The 15,755-nt window shown below is 71.9% G+C and carries 15 protein-coding genes; 9 read left to right on the top strand and 6 right to left on the bottom strand.

All coding sequences use genetic code 11. The annotated features are described in order from the left end of the window. The first annotated feature begins 18 nt into the window (after positions 1-18). Positions 19-762, top strand: coding sequence for a helix-turn-helix transcriptional regulator (locus AC3AGO_RS03565; RefSeq protein WP_487818623.1), 744 nt, complete (start codon positions 19-21; stop codon positions 760-762). 24 nt (positions 763-786) lie between these two features. Here AC3AGO_RS03565 and AC3AGO_RS03560 read toward each other — a convergent pair whose 3' ends face one another. Together AC3AGO_RS03560 and AC3AGO_RS03555 are read right to left on the bottom strand one after the other, a co-directional pair. Continuing rightward, a complete protein-coding gene (locus AC3AGO_RS03560) occupies positions 787-2,400 on the bottom strand; it encodes an amidohydrolase family protein (RefSeq protein ID WP_487818622.1) in 1,614 nt (537 codons plus the stop codon). A gap of 203 nt (positions 2,401-2,603) precedes the next feature. Beyond that, positions 2,604-3,173 (bottom strand): DinB family protein, encoded by a 570-nt coding sequence (locus AC3AGO_RS03555; protein ID WP_487818621.1) that lies wholly within the window; start codon positions 3,171-3,173, stop codon positions 2,604-2,606. Positions 3,174-3,351: 178 nt separating this feature from the next. On the opposite strand from AC3AGO_RS03555, the gene AC3AGO_RS03550 reads away from it, so the two are divergent. Both AC3AGO_RS03550 and AC3AGO_RS03545 read left to right on the top strand, forming a co-directional pair. Next, a complete protein-coding gene (locus AC3AGO_RS03550) occupies positions 3,352-4,401 on the top strand; it encodes a zinc-binding dehydrogenase (protein ID WP_487818620.1) in 1,050 nt (349 codons plus the stop codon). 118 nt (positions 4,402-4,519) lie between these two features. After that, positions 4,520-5,479 carry an ATP-grasp domain-containing protein gene (locus AC3AGO_RS03545; protein ID WP_487818619.1) on the top strand — a complete coding sequence of 320 codons (960 nt, stop codon included), beginning with the start codon at positions 4,520-4,522 and terminating at the stop codon, positions 5,477-5,479. 179 nt (positions 5,480-5,658) lie between these two features. On the opposite strand, the gene AC3AGO_RS03540 is transcribed toward AC3AGO_RS03545, so the two are convergent. Beyond that, complete coding sequence (locus tag AC3AGO_RS03540) at positions 5,659-6,261, bottom strand: anthrone oxygenase family protein (protein WP_487818618.1); 603 nt, start codon at positions 6,259-6,261, stop codon at positions 5,659-5,661. Positions 6,262-6,342: 81 nt separating this feature from the next. Here AC3AGO_RS03540 and AC3AGO_RS03535 point away from each other — a divergent pair, with 81 nt between their 5' ends. From AC3AGO_RS03535 to dapE, 4 genes are all read left to right on the top strand, one after another. Next, on the top strand, positions 6,343-7,287 hold the full coding sequence (locus AC3AGO_RS03535) for an AraC family transcriptional regulator (protein WP_487818617.1): 945 nt from the start codon (positions 6,343-6,345) through the stop codon (positions 7,285-7,287). A gap of 183 nt (positions 7,288-7,470) precedes the next feature. Beyond that, a complete protein-coding gene (locus AC3AGO_RS03530) occupies positions 7,471-9,177 on the top strand; it encodes a VanW family protein (RefSeq protein WP_487818616.1) in 1,707 nt (568 codons plus the stop codon). 193 nt (positions 9,178-9,370) lie between these two features. After that, positions 9,371-10,033, top strand: a complete 663-nt coding sequence (def, locus tag AC3AGO_RS03525; RefSeq protein WP_487818615.1) for a peptide deformylase — start codon at positions 9,371-9,373, stop codon at positions 10,031-10,033. A 187-nt stretch (positions 10,034-10,220) separates the two neighbouring features. After that, positions 10,221-11,282 (top strand): succinyl-diaminopimelate desuccinylase, encoded by a 1,062-nt coding sequence (gene dapE / locus AC3AGO_RS03520; RefSeq protein WP_487818614.1) that lies wholly within the window; start codon positions 10,221-10,223, stop codon positions 11,280-11,282. Here the strand turns inward: dapE and AC3AGO_RS03515 are convergent. Next, positions 11,272-12,837, bottom strand: a complete 1,566-nt coding sequence (locus AC3AGO_RS03515) for a PucR family transcriptional regulator (protein WP_487818613.1) — start codon at positions 12,835-12,837, stop codon at positions 11,272-11,274. The two genes, dapE and AC3AGO_RS03515, sit on opposite strands and share 11 nt — an antisense overlap. A 122-nt stretch (positions 12,838-12,959) precedes the next feature. On the opposite strand from AC3AGO_RS03515, the gene AC3AGO_RS03510 reads away from it, so the two are divergent. Further along, positions 12,960-13,862 (top strand): chorismate synthase, encoded by a 903-nt coding sequence (locus tag AC3AGO_RS03510; RefSeq protein ID WP_487818612.1) that lies wholly within the window; start codon positions 12,960-12,962, stop codon positions 13,860-13,862. Next, positions 13,859-14,974, top strand: coding sequence for an o-succinylbenzoate synthase (gene menC, locus AC3AGO_RS03505; protein WP_487818611.1), 1,116 nt, complete (start codon positions 13,859-13,861; stop codon positions 14,972-14,974). Before AC3AGO_RS03510 ends, menC begins: the two co-directional genes overlap by 4 nt. Before the next feature lie 52 nt (positions 14,975-15,026). Here menC and AC3AGO_RS03500 read toward each other — a convergent pair whose 3' ends face one another. Further along, entirely contained in the window at positions 15,027-15,419 is a 393-nt protein-coding gene (locus AC3AGO_RS03500) for a VOC family protein (RefSeq protein ID WP_487818610.1), read from the bottom strand. After that, complete coding sequence (locus AC3AGO_RS03495; protein WP_487818609.1) at positions 15,416-15,718, bottom strand: ArsR/SmtB family transcription factor; 303 nt, start codon at positions 15,716-15,718, stop codon at positions 15,416-15,418. The genes AC3AGO_RS03500 and AC3AGO_RS03495 overlap by 4 nt, the downstream gene beginning before the upstream one ends. Positions 15,719-15,755: the final 37 nt, after the last annotated feature.

Below are 15,755 nucleotides of genomic sequence, written 5' to 3'. Positions count from 1 at the left end.
CCGATAATCTGCCAGGCCATGACGAGTATCCGCCACGAGCCGGTCGCCCCGACCCGCACCAAGTCACTGGCGCCCGGGGCCGTGATCGATACCCACCGCCACGACGACCACCAGATCGTCTACGCCGGCCGCGGAGTGCTGGCCGTCACCACCGGCGCCGGTTCCTGGGTGGCCCCCGGCACCCGTGCCATCTGGATACCCGCCGGCACCGTGCACGCGCATCAGGCCCACGGTGACCTCCAACTGCACCTGGTGGGGCTGCCGGCGGCCGAGAACCCGCTCAACCTGGAGACGCCGACCGTGCTCGCGGTGGGACCGCTGCTGCGCGAACTGATCGTCGCCTACACCCGGCCCCCCGGTGACGACAGCCCCGAACGGGCCCGGCTGCGCGCGGTGTTGCTCGACCAGCTGCGGGCCTCGCCCCAGGAACCCCTGCACCTGCCCACGCCGACCGTTCCCCTGCTGCAGACGCTGTGCGACATCCTGCGCGCCGACCCGGCGGACGGCCGTACCCTCGCCGAACTGGGCCGTGAGGTGGGAGCGAGCGACCGCACCCTGTCCCGGCTGTTCCGCGGCCACCTCGGCATGACGTTCCCGCAGTGGCGCACCCAACTGCGGCTCCACCACGCGCTGGTCCTGCTGGCCGGGAACACACCCGTCACCACGGTCGCCCACCTGTGCGGCTGGTCGTCCGCCAGCGCCTTCATCGACGCCTTCCGCCGCACCTTCGGCCACACCCCGGGCACACACCCCAAGGGCTGAGCCCCCAGGCTCCGTTGTGCTGCCTCAGCGTTCCGGCAGCGGATCGACCGTGCGCAGGCCCGCGCGGCGTACGACCTCGCGGCCGACCCTCTTGGCCCGTTCGACCAGGGCGCGGCCATCCCAGTGCGGGGGCCAGCCGTCCCATACGCGCAGCCTGCCCGCGACGAACACGGCGGTGATCTGATCGCGCCCGGTCAGGCGTACCAACTCCCAGGCCCGGTCCCAGGACGGCGTCAGCTCCGGGACGTCGTCGACCTCCACCAGGAGGAAGTCGGCGGCGAGCCCCGCGGCGACACGGCCGGTGACCTTGCCGAGTCCCAGCGCCTCGGCGCTCGCGGAGGTGGCGTGCTCCAGCCAGCGCCGGCCGCCCCCGCACACCGAGTCGCCCACGGCCATGCCGTGAGTGAGGCGCTGCGCGGACTCCGCCGCGTCGACGAGACGGAAGCCGTCGCCGCGGGTGCCGTCCGTGCCGGTGCCGAAACGGATGTCCAGCGCGGCCCACAGGTTGGCGTGCGCGACCGCGTTGCCCTTCCAGGCGCTGGCGACCGGGTTGTAGCTGAGCGCGGCGCCGGTGTCGGCGGCCATGCGGATCTCCTCGGGGGTGAGGAGCGTCGCGTGGGCGCCCAGCAACTGCGGTCCCAGGGCGCCGATGTGGTGCAGGTGGTGGAGGGGGCGGCGGCCGACGCTCTTAAGGGAACGTTCCACTGCGGCGAGGTGCTCGTTGACGTGGATCTGCAGGACGGCACCCGCCTCCTCGCACAGCGCGGAGGTCTTCTTCAGAACGTCGTCGGTGGCGTCCTCGGGTACGGGCACGGCGAGCGAAGGGTGGACGAGGTCCCGGCCGCGGCCACCGTTCCAGCGGGACAGGTGCTCCGGGCCTCCCTTGCCGTCCGAGACGACCTTGGCGAGGACGCACCGTACGCCCGCCGCTCGCGCGCCCTCGGCGACGACGGCGACGTCGACCGGCGCGCGCGTACCGGCGTCCGCGACTGTGGTGAAGCCACCGCGCAGCGCCTCCAACGCGGCCAGCTGCGCGGAAAGTTGAGCGCTGTCCTCGTCCAGGGCGCGCTCCAGGGGCTCCCAGACGGTCTTGAAGATTTCCGAGGGCTGGCCGAAGGCCTGCGCCTTGCCGAAGGACTGGGTGAGGTGGTGGTGGGCGTCAACGAAGCCGGGCATGAGGAGGTGGTGCGGCAGATCGACCGGGGTCAGATCGCGGTGCCGGGCAGTGAGCCGGGCAGCCGGTCCGACCTCCTTGAATGTCCCGCCTTCCACCAGGACGGCCTGGCCCCGCCGCGGCCCGTCGGGCAGCAGCGTCAGCCCCGGCAGCAGCAGGAGGCGCTCGGCGTCGAAGTCGTCAGGACCCAACGCGCGCTTCCGGGGCCGGTCTTCGGCCGACACCTGATCCGATGCGGACGCGGGCCGCGCCGCCGCGCTGCCGGTCCCCGCACTCGCGAGGAGTCCGGCTGCGCCCGCCCCGCCGAGCAGACTCCGGCGCCGCAGCCTGCCGCGTGACGCCTCGTGCCGGGGCCCGTCCGCCCCCGCGTCTGTCTGCCCGCTCTCCGCGTCCGGCGGGGGCGGTGCGTTCACCCCGTCCGCGTCGGTCGGCCAATTCGCCTCGTACGGCGAGTGTTCGCTCACGCCTCGCGCCTCCCTGGGCACCGTCTCCTCCCCTCCGAGGGGGAGCTCTCCCTGTGTCACCCGTGCGCGAGGACGGCCGAGCCGGGTGCGGCGAGACTAGAGCGGCGCTCGATACGCGAACAAGACGTACAGCCCCTCGTACGGGCAAGAACGGTGCATGGCATGAACGGCCGGGCCCGGTCTTGTCGGAACCCACAAGACAGTTACTGGCCCACCCTTCCGTCGATGCGTTCGCGCAGCAGGTCGGCGTGTCCGCAGTGGCGGGCGTACTCCTCGATGCGGTGCACCAGCAGCTCCCGAACTGCCGTGCCGTCCTTGCCCGGACGCTCGCCCAGGTCCGGGTACTCGGCCAACGCGGCGTCGGTCGCGGCCTGTTCGCGCTCCAGTGAGGCGTACGCGGCGTCGACCTCGGCCTGTTCGCCGACGAACCCGTCGAAGTCCCCGTCGGGGTCGCCGTACAGCGTTGGCAGCGGATCGCCGTCGGTGATCCAGCTGCGCCAGTCCCGTTCCGCCTCGGCGAGGTGCCGCAGCAGCCCCAGCAGGGACATCGTCGAGGGCGGAACCGAGCGGCGGGCCAGCTGCTCGGCGTTCAGGCCCTCGCACTTCATGCGCAGGGTCATGCGATAGCCCGTCAAGAAGTCCTGCAGCGTCGCCAGTTCGCCCTCCGGGCGGTCTCCTTCGCTGTCGCGCGGGTCGTCGTCCGGGTCGGCCCACATGTCGGGGTACGTGGTGGCCTGGCTCCAACGTGCGGGTTGGTCAGTCATGCGCGCCATGTTCGTCCGTGAGGGCGCAAGCCCGCCAGTGCCCTGCACCCCGGAGTGCCGCCACGAGGCGGCGGCCGGGCGGTGCGTCCTGCGTCCCGCGCCCCGCACCCCGCGTCCTGGACAACTTAACCGATCGGTGTACCGTGGTCGGTAGACAGATCGGTATACCTGCGAGGAGGTTCGAGCGATGAGTGTGTCCGAGACCATGCGTGCGGTGCGGATCGTGGAGCACGGAGGGCCGGAGGTTCTCGAGCCGGCCGAAGTGGCCGTGCCTGTCCCGCAAGCTGGAGAGGTGCTGGTCAAGGTCGGTGCGGTGGCGCTGAACAACACAGACCTGTGGACCCGGGAGGGTGCCTACGGCCGGCCGGGAGACCCGAAGGCGCTGTCCGGATGGCGGGGGCCGGTCGACTTTCCGCGTATCCAGGGCGCCGACGTGGCCGGCCGGGTCGTGGCGGCCGGCGCCGGCGTGGACGGGAACCTCGTCGGCCGCCGAGTGGTCGTCGACCCGGCGATCTACGACGCCGAAGGGCCGGATGCGAATCCGGTGGGCCTGATGGGAAGCGAACGCGACGGCGGGTACGCCGAGTACGTGACCGCGCCGGCGGGGCACGTCCACGACGCGACGGATTCCCCGCTCACGGACGACCAGCTCGCGTCCTTGCCGACCGCCTACGGAACGGCGCTGGGCATGATCGAGCGGGGCCGGCTGCGGAACGGCGAGACCGTCCTGGTCTCCGGAGCGTCCGGCGGTGTCGGCCTCGCGGCGGTGCAGATCGCCCGTGCGCGTGGCGCGAGGGTGATCGCCATCAGCAGCGGCTCCAAGATCGATGCGGTGCGCGAGGCGGGTGCGCACGAAGTCGTCGACCGCGCGGGAGACGTGGCCGAGCAGATCCGCGCCGCCGCCCCGGAGGGCATCGACGTGTCACTCGACGTCGTCGCCGGGGATCTGGTGAGCGAGGGACTGCCACTGCTGCGTGAAGGCGGCCGGTGGGTCATCGCCGGCGCACTCGGTGGGTACGAAGTGGCCTTCGACGTACGCCGCCTCTACCTGCACAACGCGCAGGTCATCGGCTCCGCGATGCACACGCCCACGCACTTCGGCCTCCTCATGGACCTGGCCCGCCAGGCCCGGATCCAGCCCGTCATCGCCGCGACGTTCCCCCTGGAACAGGCCGCACAGGCGCAGGAAGAACTCGCCCGCAGGGGCCACGTGGGGAAGATCGTCATGCGCCCCTAGGGGTGTGGGGCAGGCGGTGCTCGCGGCTGCGTACGCTGGGACGCTCGGCCCGGGGAGCGGCCCGTCCGCTGGGGGAGCCCGGTCAGGGGAACGGAACGACGAGGGAGAGACGGTTCGCATGGGGTGGATGACGGCGCCGCAGGCCGACGTGTGGATGCTGGTGCGCGAGTACCCCACCGTCCCGTTGCGCTCAACACTCCAGCTGGCGGAGGAACTTGAGCGGACCCACGGCTCCCGGTTCGCTCTGTGGCGTACCGACGAGCTGCTGTTCGGCGTCCGGGGCGGACGCCTCGTGCTGTACACCCTGGGCGGCGTGGAAGTCCCGGCGCCGAAGGTGGTCTGCGTGCGCCAGATGCCCACGTCGATGCATTACGACCGTGAGGTCGCCCTCCTGCGTCAGCTGGAGCGGATGGGCGCCACCCTGCTCAACCCGACGGACGCCCACCTGAAGTGCCGTAACAAGTACGGGCAGTTGCAGGACCTGGCCCTCGCCGGCCTGCCGGTGCCCGACACCCTCTCCTACGCCAACGCGCCGCTGGAGGGCGTCCTGCACAGCCCGCGGTTCCAGGCGCCCTGCGTGGTCAAGTCCGTCTGCGGCAGCAAAGGGGGACAGGTGTTCCTCGCCTCCGACGCGCAGCTCCTGCACGACGTGCAGGGCAACCTCGCACAGGAGGTGCCGCTGCTCTTCCAGGAGTACGCGGCCGCCTCGCACGGCCGGGACCTGCGCGTGGTCGTGGTCGACGGCGAGCCCGTGGCCGCCGAGGTCCGCACCTCGCACGGCGGCGCCCTGAAGTCGAACCTGGCCAAGGGCGGCCGGCCCACGCTGTGCGCCGGCCGCTACCCGCAGGCGGAGGAGCTGGCCGTACGGGCCGCCGGCGCGCTGGGGCTCACCGTCGCCGGAGTGGATCTGCTCTTCGGGCCCGACGACGACACCTTCTCCGTCTGCGAGGTCAACGCGGTGCCCGGATGGCAGCCGGGGATGACGGCCGTCGTCCCGGCCATCACCGCCACTGTCGACCGCGCACTCGCCGCACACCCGACACCGACCGCACAGGCAACCACGTACGAGACGGGCTGACACGAGGCCAACGGCGCGAGCCCGGCACGAGGTTGAACGCGAGGCCGCCAGGCTGAACGCGAGACCGGCGCCAGGCTGAACGCGAGACCGGCGCCAGGCTGAACGCGAGGCTGACACGGGGTTGAACGCGAGGCTGCCCCGAGTACGCCGCGCGCCGCCCTCCGTCCAGGTCACTGCTGTCAGGCGTCCCCGCGGGGCTCGCCCGCGCTCGTCACCGGCCGCGCCGCCGGTCGGCCGGCGGGCCGGGACGGGCCGCGGTGGATCACGAGGGCCCAGGTGAGGCAGCCGAACCCGATCGTCGCCGCGACTGCCCGCACGGTGTTCCAGGCCGTCCACATCGTCTCGTCGAGCTGGGCTCGTACGGCCGCGAGATCGGCGTTGCCGCCGCTCTCCGTGGCCGTCCGGATCATCTCGTTGAGCGGCTCATGGACGCCGAACGTGATCGCGAAGACCACCAGGCAGCACGCCAGCGCCGCGCCGAGCCACATCAGCACCGGCCGCTGCCCCGCGCGGAGTTGGAGCGCCACGGACAGCCCCGTGAGCAGCAGTGAGCCCATGAAGCCCACGCCGAGGAACAGCGGATTGGTGATCGCCGCGTCGAGCGCCCGGAAGGCCTCGACGAAGGTGCGGTCATCGACGGTGCCCAGACCGGGCATGACCGTGTTCGACCAGTCCACGAAGACGCCCGCCACCAGTCCGGTCGTCATCGTGGCCGCGACCATGACCGCGGTCCTGAAGCCGCTGTTCCCGATGCGCTGCTCTGTGCTCGGCGTAGTGGTCATGCGTCCAGAAAAGCCCGGGACGGCGAGATCATCCATGGGCGAAAGCCGCCCGTTCATGTGAATCCGTCTACCGTGAGATTCATGGACCCGCTGACCGCGCTCCTGGACGCCCCACGCGCGCAGGGCGCCTTCCTGCTGCGGGTGACGATGGCGCCGCCCTGGGCCGTGCGCGTGCAGGACGAGGCGCCACTGTCCGTGGTGGCGATGACAGCCGGATCGGCCTGCTACGTGCCCGACGCGGGCGACCCGGTCCAACTGGGCGCGGGTGACCTGCTGTTGATCGCCCGGCCCGACCCGTACCTGTTCGCCGACGCCGTGGACCGGCCGCCGCAGGCCGTCATCCACCCCGGCGGCCAGTGCGAGACACCGGCCGGCGCGAGTCTGGAGCTCCCCACCCATCGCGGGGTGCGTACCTGGGGGAACGCCGCGACGGGCCGCGACACCATGCTCGTCGGCACCTACCAGAGCGTCAGCGAGACCGGCTCCCGGCTCCTCGGAGCGCTGCCGCGGGCGTTGCTGATGCGGGCCGCCGACCACCGCCCGGGGCTCATCGACGTCCTCGCCGAGGAGATCCACGGCGAGGGGATCGGCCAAGCCAGCCTGCTGGACCGGCTGTTGGACGGCCTCACGGTCACCGCGATCCGCCACTGGGCCGCCTCCTCCGCCGCCGACCCGCCCGGATGGCTCCGCGCCGGTACGGACCCGGTCATCGGCGCCGCGCTGGACCTGATGCACGACCGGACCGACCAGCCCTGGACGGTCGCCTCCCTGGCCCGGGCAGTCGGGATGTCCCGCGCCGGCTTCGCCCGCAGGTTCGTGGCTGCGGTGGGCGAACCGCCCATGGCCTACCTCACCTCGTGGCGCCTGGCCCTCGCCGCCGACCTGCTGCGGCAGGACGACGTACCGGTCTTCCGTGTGGCCGCCCAGGTCGGCTACACCAGCCCGTTCACCTTCAGCACGGCCTTCAAGCGTCACTACGGTGTCAGCCCGCTCACGTACCGACAGCAGCACGCGGTCCCCGCCTGAGCCGCAGCTCGTGGACGTGGCGCCAGAGATTCCATGCCGTCGAGCCGCTCATGGAGCCGGTCCGCTGCTGGCGTGACACGGGACATATACACCTAATGCCCGTTTGTCGTTAGCGTGGACGGCGTCCCTTGCACACCACTGTGCCCCGGTGTGCCGTCAGCCCCTCCACTCCCAGGGAGTTCCATGCGCCGTCGAATACGTTCCGTTCCGCCCGTCGTGCTGGCAGGTGGTGCGCTGACTCTCGGTGCCGGCGGCCTGTACGTTGCCGGGCTGCTCGCGAGCGGTGATGTCGAGGCGGGCACGACGGTGCGAGGTGTGGACATCGGAGGACTGAGCCGCGCGGCGGCCGTACAGAAGCTGGACAAGCATCTGCCGGCGGCCGGCTCGCGTGATCTCCCCGTCAAGGTCGGGGACCGTACCGGCAAGATCGATCCGCAGAAGGCCGGGCTCACCTTCGATACGCAGCAGACCGTCGACCGGGCGGCACGTACCGGCTCCGATCCCGTCACCGTCATCGGCGGGCTGTTCGACTCGGGCGGCGCCGTCGAGCCGGTGACCGGCATGGACGAGGACAAGGCCCGGACCGCCCTGGGGAAGCTGGCGAAGACGCACGACCAGAAGGTCCGCGACGGCGCCGTGACCTTCGACGACGGCAAGGTCCGCGAGATCACACCGCGCAGCGGGTACGCCCTGGACGTGGACGCCGCCGTCGGCACCCTGCGTACGGCCTTCACCCACGGCGAGGACCGGGGCGGTAAGGCCACGGCCCTGCCCACACGCGAGACCGAGCCGAAGGTCAGTGCCGCGGAGACGCAGCGGGCGGCGCACAAGTTCGCGCGCCCGGCCATGTCGGCGCCGGTCACGCTCGACGTGGGCGGCAAGCGGCTCACGATCTCGCAGACCGTCCTGGGCGAGCACCTGAAGATGAAGCCGGACGAGGCCGGCAAGCTCTCCCCGAAGCTCGACGCCGAGGGCCTGCGCTCCGACCCCGAGGTGGCCCGGCCGCTGTCGGAGGTCACGGGCAAGGCCGAGGACGCCGAGCTGAAGCTCGAAGGCGACCGGGTCGTGGTGGCCGACGAGGCCAAGACCGGCCGGGAGTTCACGGACAAGGCGCTGGGCAAGGCCGTGCTGCCGCTGCTCACCCGGTCCGGCGCGGAGGCCCGTACCGGCAAGGTCGCCACGGAGAAGACCGAGCCGAAGCTCACCGGCGAGAGCGCGAAGAAGATGGGCCTGAAGGAGAAGATGGGCTCCTTCACCGTCAACTTCGAGCGCGCTCCCTACCGCACGCAGAACATCGGCCGGGCCGTGGACCTCATCAACGGCTCTGTCGTGAAGCCGGGCGAGAACTGGAGCCTCAACGACACCGTCGGCGAGCGCACCAAGGCCAACGGCTTCACCGACGGCTCCATCATCCTCAACGGCCAGTACACGAAGGCGGCCGGCGGCGGCGTCTCGACCGTGGCCACCACCGTGTTCAACGCGATGTTCTTCTCCGGGCTGAAGCCCGTGGAGTACGGCGCGCACTCCTTCTACATCGAGCGCTACCCGGAGGGCCGCGAGGCGACGGTCGCCTGGGGAAACCTGGACCTGAAGTTCAACAACGACTCCGGCAAGGCCATGTACATCCAGGCCGAGTCCACCGACACGTCCGTGACCGTCAACTTCCTCGGCACGAAGAAGTACGACGACGTGAAGTCGGTCAAGGGGCCGCGCACCAACGTGCAGAAGCCCAAGGAGAAGCCCGGCGCCAAGGAGTCGTGCGAGCCGCAGACGCCGCTCGAAGGCTTCGACGTGAAGGTGGACCGGGTCTTCTACCAGGGCGGCGAGGAAGTGAAGCGCGAGCCGTTCCGTACCCACTACACCCCGCGTGACAAGGTGACCTGCGACTGAGCCCGGTGCCTCGGTGAAGGTGTCCGCGCACCCGCGACGCAAGATCGCCCCCGCCGGGCCCGGCGGGGGCGACGTCGTGACCGGGCTCGGTATCGTGCCTTTCGCGCAGGTGAAGGTGAGGCGTCCTTGGCCGCGAGCGTCCGGCCGTGCTGTCGTTCGCGGCGGGCGGGGCGTGCGGAGAAGGGGAGATCAGATGTCTGTTCCGGACGGCCGGTCCCGGTCGACCGACCGGCGGGTTCGCTTGCAGGGGAGTCCAGTTGACTCCTTTCCCGCGGCGGCGCCGGAGGCGCGGCGGGGCTCGGTGCGCCGGATCACGGAGGTCGGCGAGGACGTCCTGAGCCGCCGGTGCCAGGAAGTGACCGACTTCGGCTCCGCCGAACTGTCGGCGCTGATCGACGACATGTTCCTCACGATGTACGTGGCGGACGGCGCCGGCCTCGCCGCCAACCAAGTCGGCGTCGACCTGCAGCTGTTCGTCTACGACTGCCCGGACGACGACGGCGTGCGGCATGTCGGCCACATCATCAACCCCGTACTGGACCCGCCCGACCCCGGCAGCCGCCGCCTCCTCGACGACCACGAGGGCTGCCTCTCCGTACCGGGCGCGGGCGTAACGGTTCCCCGCCCCGACCACGCCGTCGTACGGGGCGTCGACCTGGACGGCAAGCCGCTCGTCATCGAGGGGACGGGCTACTTCGCCCGCTGCCTTCAGCACGAGACCGACCACCTCTACGGCCGCCTCTACCTCGACCGCCTCTCCAAACGCGACCGCAAGGACGCGCTGCGGCAGATGGAAGAGCGGCGCGACGACGTCCTGGCCCGACGGGCCGCGAAGGCCGAGCAGTTGAGCCAGTAACTCGGGCCGGTAGCCACCCCCCTCCGACGGCCGTTGGCCGATTCTCCAACCCGCGGCGCACGATCTTGGCCTGAGCGCACATCCCCGACCGCTTCCCGTTCCGCATCATCAGGTGCTGGAGAACGAGGAGCGGAGGAGTGCCGTGGTGGACGATGTGCGAGCGGAACCGACAGGAGGACCCCGCCTCATGACTGCGCTCGACCCGACCGCGGATCTCCCCTCGCTCACGCGTGCCCTGGTGGACACCCCCTCCGTCAGTGGCGAGGAGGCCGGACTCGCCGATGCCGTCGAGGCCGCGCTGCGCGCCGTACCGCACCTGAGCGTGGAGCGGATCGGCAACTCCGTCGCCGCCCGCACCACGCTCGGCCGCGGCGAACGCGTCATCGTCGCGGGCCACTTGGACACCGTCCCGGCCGCCGGGAACCTGCTCTCCCGTCTTGAGGGCGAACTGCTGTACGGGCTGGGCGCCTGCGACATGAAGGGCGGCGTCGCCGTCGCGCTCCATCTCGCGGCCACCCTCGCGAACCCCGTACGGGACGTCACCTACCTCTTCTACGAGTGCGAGGAAGTGCCCGGCGACCGCAACGGCCTGGCGCGGATCGCCGCCGTACGCCCCGACCTCCTCGAAGCCGACCTCGCGATCCTCATGGAGCCCTCCGACGCGGGCGTCGAGGCGGGCTGCCAGGGCGTGTTGACGGCCGACGTCACCGTACGCGGGGAGCGTGCGCACACCGCCCGCGCGTGGAAGGGCGTCAACGCCGCCCACCGCGCGGCCGCCGTGCTGCAGCGCCTCGACGACCACGTCGCCCAGCGGATCGTCATCGACGGCCTGGAGTACCGCGAGGGCCTGAGCGCCGTCGCCGTGCACGCGGGCATCGCCGGCAACGTCGTCCCCGACACCTGCGTGATCACCCTGGACATGCGGTTCGCACCCAGCCGCACGGCCGAGCAGGCCGAGGCATACGTACGCGACCTCTTCCCCGAGTACGACGTGGAGTTCACCGAGATCACCCCCGGCGCCCTCCCGGGCCTGGGCCAGAACGCGGTCGCCTCGCTCGTCACGGCCCTGGGAGCGACGCCGCGCCCCAAACTGGGCTGGACCGACGTCGCCCGCCTCACCGCCCGCGGCACCCCGGCCCTCAACTACGGCCCCGGCGACCCGACCCTGGCCCACACAGCGGGCGAGTACGTCCCCCTCGCTCAACTCCACGAATGCGAACGGAAGTTGCGCGCCTGGCTCAGTCGGTAGCGCCCTTGAGCCCCGCGAGTGTGCGCAACTGGAGCCAGAGCACCAGACGTTCGTCCGGGTTTTCCAGGTCGAGGGTGAGGTGGTGCTGGGCCTGTTTGAGGCGGTAGCGGCAGGTGTTGGGGTGTATGGCGAGGAGCTTGGCCGCGCCTGCCATGTCGCAGCCGGAGTCGAGCCAGCACACCAGGGTGCGGGCGTAGTCGGTGCCGTGCTCGGCGTCGTGGGACAGCACCCGCTGCCACGCGCCGGTCGTCAACTCCCGCCGTTCGCCGAGGACTTCGCGCAGGAGCAGCAGGGTGACGCGGGCGCGTACCTCGTCCACCGCCGCGACCTCCTCGTCCGGCCGCAGGACGCGCAGGACCAGATCCGCGTCCTCGCGTGAGCCGCGTACCTGCGCCGGATCCGGTACGGCCGCGCCGAGTCCGGCCCGTACCGGGACGCGCAGCGCCTGCCCGGCGCGGCGGACGATGTCCTGCGCGAGGCGTTTGTGCCGTTCGCCGCCGCGCTCGTCGGTCACCGGCAGCAGCGCGTACACCCGGCCGTCCACGAGTCCGCAGGCGTGCTGCCCGTAGCGGGCCTCGCACTGCAGCCGTACGAGATCCAGCAGTCGCAGCGCGGCCTGTTCGCCGTCCGGCGCCGAGGCGGCCCCGTCGAGGGTGAAGGCAGCCACGCGGGCGGGGGCGTCGGGGGTGAGGCCGAGGCGGTGGGCTGTGGTGGCGGGGTCGGCGGTGCCGTCAAGGAGGCGGCGCAGCAGGTCACTTGTCTGGTGCCGGGCCAACTCCTCGGCCGCCCGCGCCCGCAGCAGAAGCAGCGCCGCCGTCGAGGCGGCCTGGGCGAGGGACTCCTCGGCGTCCGCGGTCAGCGTTCCCTCGTCGACGGTCCACACGGAGCCGAGGGTCTCGCCGCCGGCGCGGACGGCGACGGCGAGGCGGGGCAGCTCGTCGTCTTCCAGCGCGGGCAGCCGCAGCGGGCCCTCGGTGGCGAACAGGAGGCGGTACTGGCGGGTGTTCTCGTCGCTGCCCGGGACTTGGCGGCCGAGGATGCCCTGCCGGCGGGCCTCGTCGACGGCCTGCCCGGGCACGGTGGAGTACGCGAGGATGCGCTGCCGCGGATCCTCGATGACGGTGGCGCCGCCCACTGCCGTGGCCACGGCGTTGACGAACGAGAAGAGATCTCCGAGCCCGCTGCCGTCGGCCGGACGGCGGGCGCCGAGCGCGGACGCCAGCAGCAGGTGGACGTGGTGCCAGGCGGCCTCCTCGTCCACGGCGAGCAGCGCCGTACCGCACTCCTCGGCCTCGGCGACGGGACCGTCCTCGCCGCGTACGACGAGGCCGGCCATGCCGGCGGCGGCCGCCTGCCGCACCAGCGGCCCGGCCGCCTGCGCCCGGACGCCGACCGCCAGGAGCAGGGCGCCGGGGGCGCGGGACGGGAACGGGGCGTGCGCGTCGTGGAGCAGGACTTCGGTGACGGGTACGGACCGGCCGGAGGGGGCGGCCAGCAGCCGCAGCGTGGGCTCGCCGAGGACGTCGAGGAGCTCGCCGAGGCGACAGGTCTCCACGGACGCGCCCCTCTCTGTGCAGGCCACCGGCGGTGGCGATTGGCCGATCGGCACAGGAGCCTACGCAGCCCTTGTGCCGATCAACAATTTGCCGGGTGAGGGTGCCAGGGAAACTCGGAGACATGACACCTGCGACCACTTCCGCCACCGGCCCTGGCGATCCGGCGGCGCTCGCGGCCGCGGCCGATGCCGTGGCGGCCGAGGCCGCCCGCACCGCCCGGGTGACGGTCCGCACCGTCGAGCACGTGGCCGGCTTCGACGCGGTGGCCGGCTTCCTCGCCGACGTGTGGCAGACGCCGCGCGAGACCCCGCCCTATCCGGCGGAGGTGCTGCACAGCCTGGTGCACGCGGGCGGCGCCGTACACGCCGCGTACACGAGAGAGCCCGACGGTGAGGAGCGGCTGGCCGGGGCGGCGGTCGCCGTCTTCGGCCCGCCCGCCGAACGGGACGTGTACTCCTTCGTGGCGGCCGCGGCCGCCTCCGACCGGGGTGTGGGCTTCGCCGTCAAACAGGCCCAGCGCGTCTGGGCGTTGGAGCGCGGCGCCCACACCATGCGCTGGACCTTCGACCCGCTGGTCAGCCGCAACGCCCGCTTCAACCTGGCCAAGCTGGGCGCGGTCGGCTCCGAGTATCTGGTCGACTTCTACGGGTCGATGAACGACGGCGTGAACGGCGGCGACGAGAGCGACCGCCTCACCGCCGGCTGGAACCTCACAGCGGAAGCCCGTGAAGTCGACCCCACCGAGGGGCGGGAGGCCGCCGAGGTCGTCCGACAGGCCCCGGACGGCGGCCCGTTGGCCGCACACACGGGGAACCGGCTGTGGTGCCGCGTACCGCAGGACATCGTCGCGCTGCGTGCCGCCGACCCCGGCCTGGCGCTGCGCTGGCGGCACGCAGTACGGGCCGTGTTCACCGACGCGTACGCGGAGGGCTTCCGGGCCACGGCCATGTCACGCGACGGCTGGTACCTCCTCACTCGCGAGACCCCGGCCACCCCCGTACGCGAGAAGGAGGCGCGCGCATGAAGCTCGAACGCGTCGACCTGCTCCTCGTCGCCCTTCCGCTCGTCACGCCCTTCCGTACCTCCTTCGGCACGATGACCACCAAGGACACGTTCCTGGTGCACGTCGTCACCGACGAGGCCGAGGGCTGGTCCGAATTCGCCGCCGACCCCGAGCCGTTGTACTGCTCGGAATTCGTCGCCGGCGCCGAAATCGTCCTCCGCGACTTCCTGCTGCCGCGCATTGCCGCGCTCCCGGAGCCGACCACCGCCGCCCTCGCCCCCGCCATGGCCCCCGTCAAGGGCCACGAACTGGCCAAGGCGGCACTGGAGACGGCCGTGCTGGACGCCGAACTGCGCGCCCACGGCATGCCGTTGGCCACCTACCTCGGCTCCACCCGCGATCGCGTGCCCGCCGGCGTCTCCGTCGGCATCAAGAACTCCCTGCCCGAGCTGCTCGACGACGTGGAGCGGTATCTGGCCGAGGGGTACGTACGGATCAAACTGAAGATCGAGCCGGGCTGGGACGTGGAGCCCGTACGGGCGGTGCGCGAACGCTTCGGCGACGCGCTGCCGCTGCAGGTCGACGCCAACACCGCCTACACGCTCGCGGACGCCGAACACCTGCGGAAACTCGACCCGTTCGGCCTGCTGCTCATCGAGGAACCCCTGGAGGAGAACAACCTCCACGCCCATGCCCGGCTGCAGCAGCGGCTGGCCACCCCGGTCTGCCTGGACGAGTCCCTCCACACGGCGCGCGACGCCGCCTCCGCGATCGCCATGGAGGCGTGCCGCGTCATCAACATCAAACCGGCCCGGGTCGGCGGCTACCTCGAGGCCCGCCGCATCCACGACCTCGCCGCAGCGCACGGTGTGCCGGTGTGGTGCGGCGGCATGCTGGAGACCGGCATCGGACGCGCCCCCAATCTGGCGCTCGCCGCCCTGCCCGGCTTCACCCTCCCCGGCGACACGTCCGCCTCCAGCCGCTACTTCGCCGAGGACCTCACCGAACCGTTCGTCCTCCAGGACGGCCACCTGCCCGTACCCACCACGCCCGGCATCGGCACCGACCCGCTGCCGGACGCACTGGCCCGCTTCACCACGGCCACGCGGACGCTGTACGCCGCGACGCGGTGACGGCGGGGACGGGCCCGGGGGTGACGCGCCGTCACGTCCGTTGGCCAGCCGCCTACTTCGGCTGCGTCGCGAGCATGATCAGGTTGCCGCAGGTGTCGTCGAGGACGGCGGTGGTGACCGGGCCCATCTCCAGGGGCTCCTGGGTGAAGCGGACGCCGAGGCCGCTGAGGCGCTCGTACTCCGCCTGCACGTCCTCGACGGCGAACTGGGCGAGCGGGATGCCGTCCTGGACGAGCGTGTCGCGGTACGTCTTGACGGCCGGGTGACCGGCGGGCTCCAGGAGCAGCTCCGTGCCGCCGGGCTCCTCGGGCGAGACGACGGTGAGCCACCGGTCCTGCTCGCCGACCGGGACGTCGTACTTCTTCACGAACCCGAGGATCTCGGTGTAGAAGTGCAGGGCCTTGGCCTGGTCGTCGACGAAGACGCTGGTCAGGTGGATCTTCATGGGGTGCTCTCCTCCGGTCCGGATGTGCCGGGCGTGTGCCATCGCTCGGCGATCTGCCGCAGCGGTGCCGTATTCAGGTCGTGGAACTTGTAGCGGCCCTCCCGCCGGGTCTCGACGAGCCCGGCGGCCTCCAGTACGGCGAGGTGCTGGGAGACACCCTGGCGGGAGATGCCGAGCTGATGCTTCATGCTCAGCCGCGAGCAGATCTCGAACAGTGTCTGTCCGGACTTCTCCGTGAGCTCGTCGAGGATGGTGCGGCGGGTGGGGTCGACCAGGGCTTTGAACAGTTCGTCGGCCACGACCACAGGATAGGCAAGTCACCACTTGCCTATCAAG

The sequence above is a fragment of the Streptomyces sp. BL1 genome, from assembly GCF_057628045.1.
This window is presented reverse-complemented; position numbering and strand designations above follow the sequence as displayed.

What these genes read in the sequence shown, in the direction of transcription:
- AC3AGO_RS03565 (WP_487818623.1), top strand. Translation starts at nt 19, where the DNA reads ATGACGAGTATCCGCCACGAGCCGGTCGCCCCGACCCGCACCAAGTCA.
- AC3AGO_RS03555 (WP_487818621.1), bottom strand. Translation starts at nt 3,173, where the DNA reads ATGGCGCGCATGACTGACCAACCCGCACGTTGGAGCCAGGCCACCACG.
- AC3AGO_RS03550 (WP_487818620.1), top strand. Translation starts at nt 3,352, where the DNA reads ATGAGTGTGTCCGAGACCATGCGTGCGGTGCGGATCGTGGAGCACGGA.
- AC3AGO_RS03545 (WP_487818619.1), top strand. Translation starts at nt 4,520, where the DNA reads ATGGGGTGGATGACGGCGCCGCAGGCCGACGTGTGGATGCTGGTGCGC.
- AC3AGO_RS03540 (WP_487818618.1), bottom strand. Translation starts at nt 6,261, where the DNA reads ATGACCACTACGCCGAGCACAGAGCAGCGCATCGGGAACAGCGGCTTC.
- AC3AGO_RS03535 (WP_487818617.1), top strand. Translation starts at nt 6,343, where the DNA reads ATGGACCCGCTGACCGCGCTCCTGGACGCCCCACGCGCGCAGGGCGCC.
- AC3AGO_RS03530 (WP_487818616.1), top strand. Translation starts at nt 7,471, where the DNA reads ATGCGCCGTCGAATACGTTCCGTTCCGCCCGTCGTGCTGGCAGGTGGT.
- def (WP_487818615.1), top strand. Translation starts at nt 9,371, where the DNA reads ATGTCTGTTCCGGACGGCCGGTCCCGGTCGACCGACCGGCGGGTTCGC.
- dapE (WP_487818614.1), top strand. Translation starts at nt 10,221, where the DNA reads ATGACTGCGCTCGACCCGACCGCGGATCTCCCCTCGCTCACGCGTGCC.
- AC3AGO_RS03510 (WP_487818612.1), top strand. Translation starts at nt 12,960, where the DNA reads ATGACACCTGCGACCACTTCCGCCACCGGCCCTGGCGATCCGGCGGCG.
- menC (WP_487818611.1), top strand. Translation starts at nt 13,859, where the DNA reads ATGAAGCTCGAACGCGTCGACCTGCTCCTCGTCGCCCTTCCGCTCGTC.
- AC3AGO_RS03500 (WP_487818610.1), bottom strand. Translation starts at nt 15,419, where the DNA reads ATGAAGATCCACCTGACCAGCGTCTTCGTCGACGACCAGGCCAAGGCC.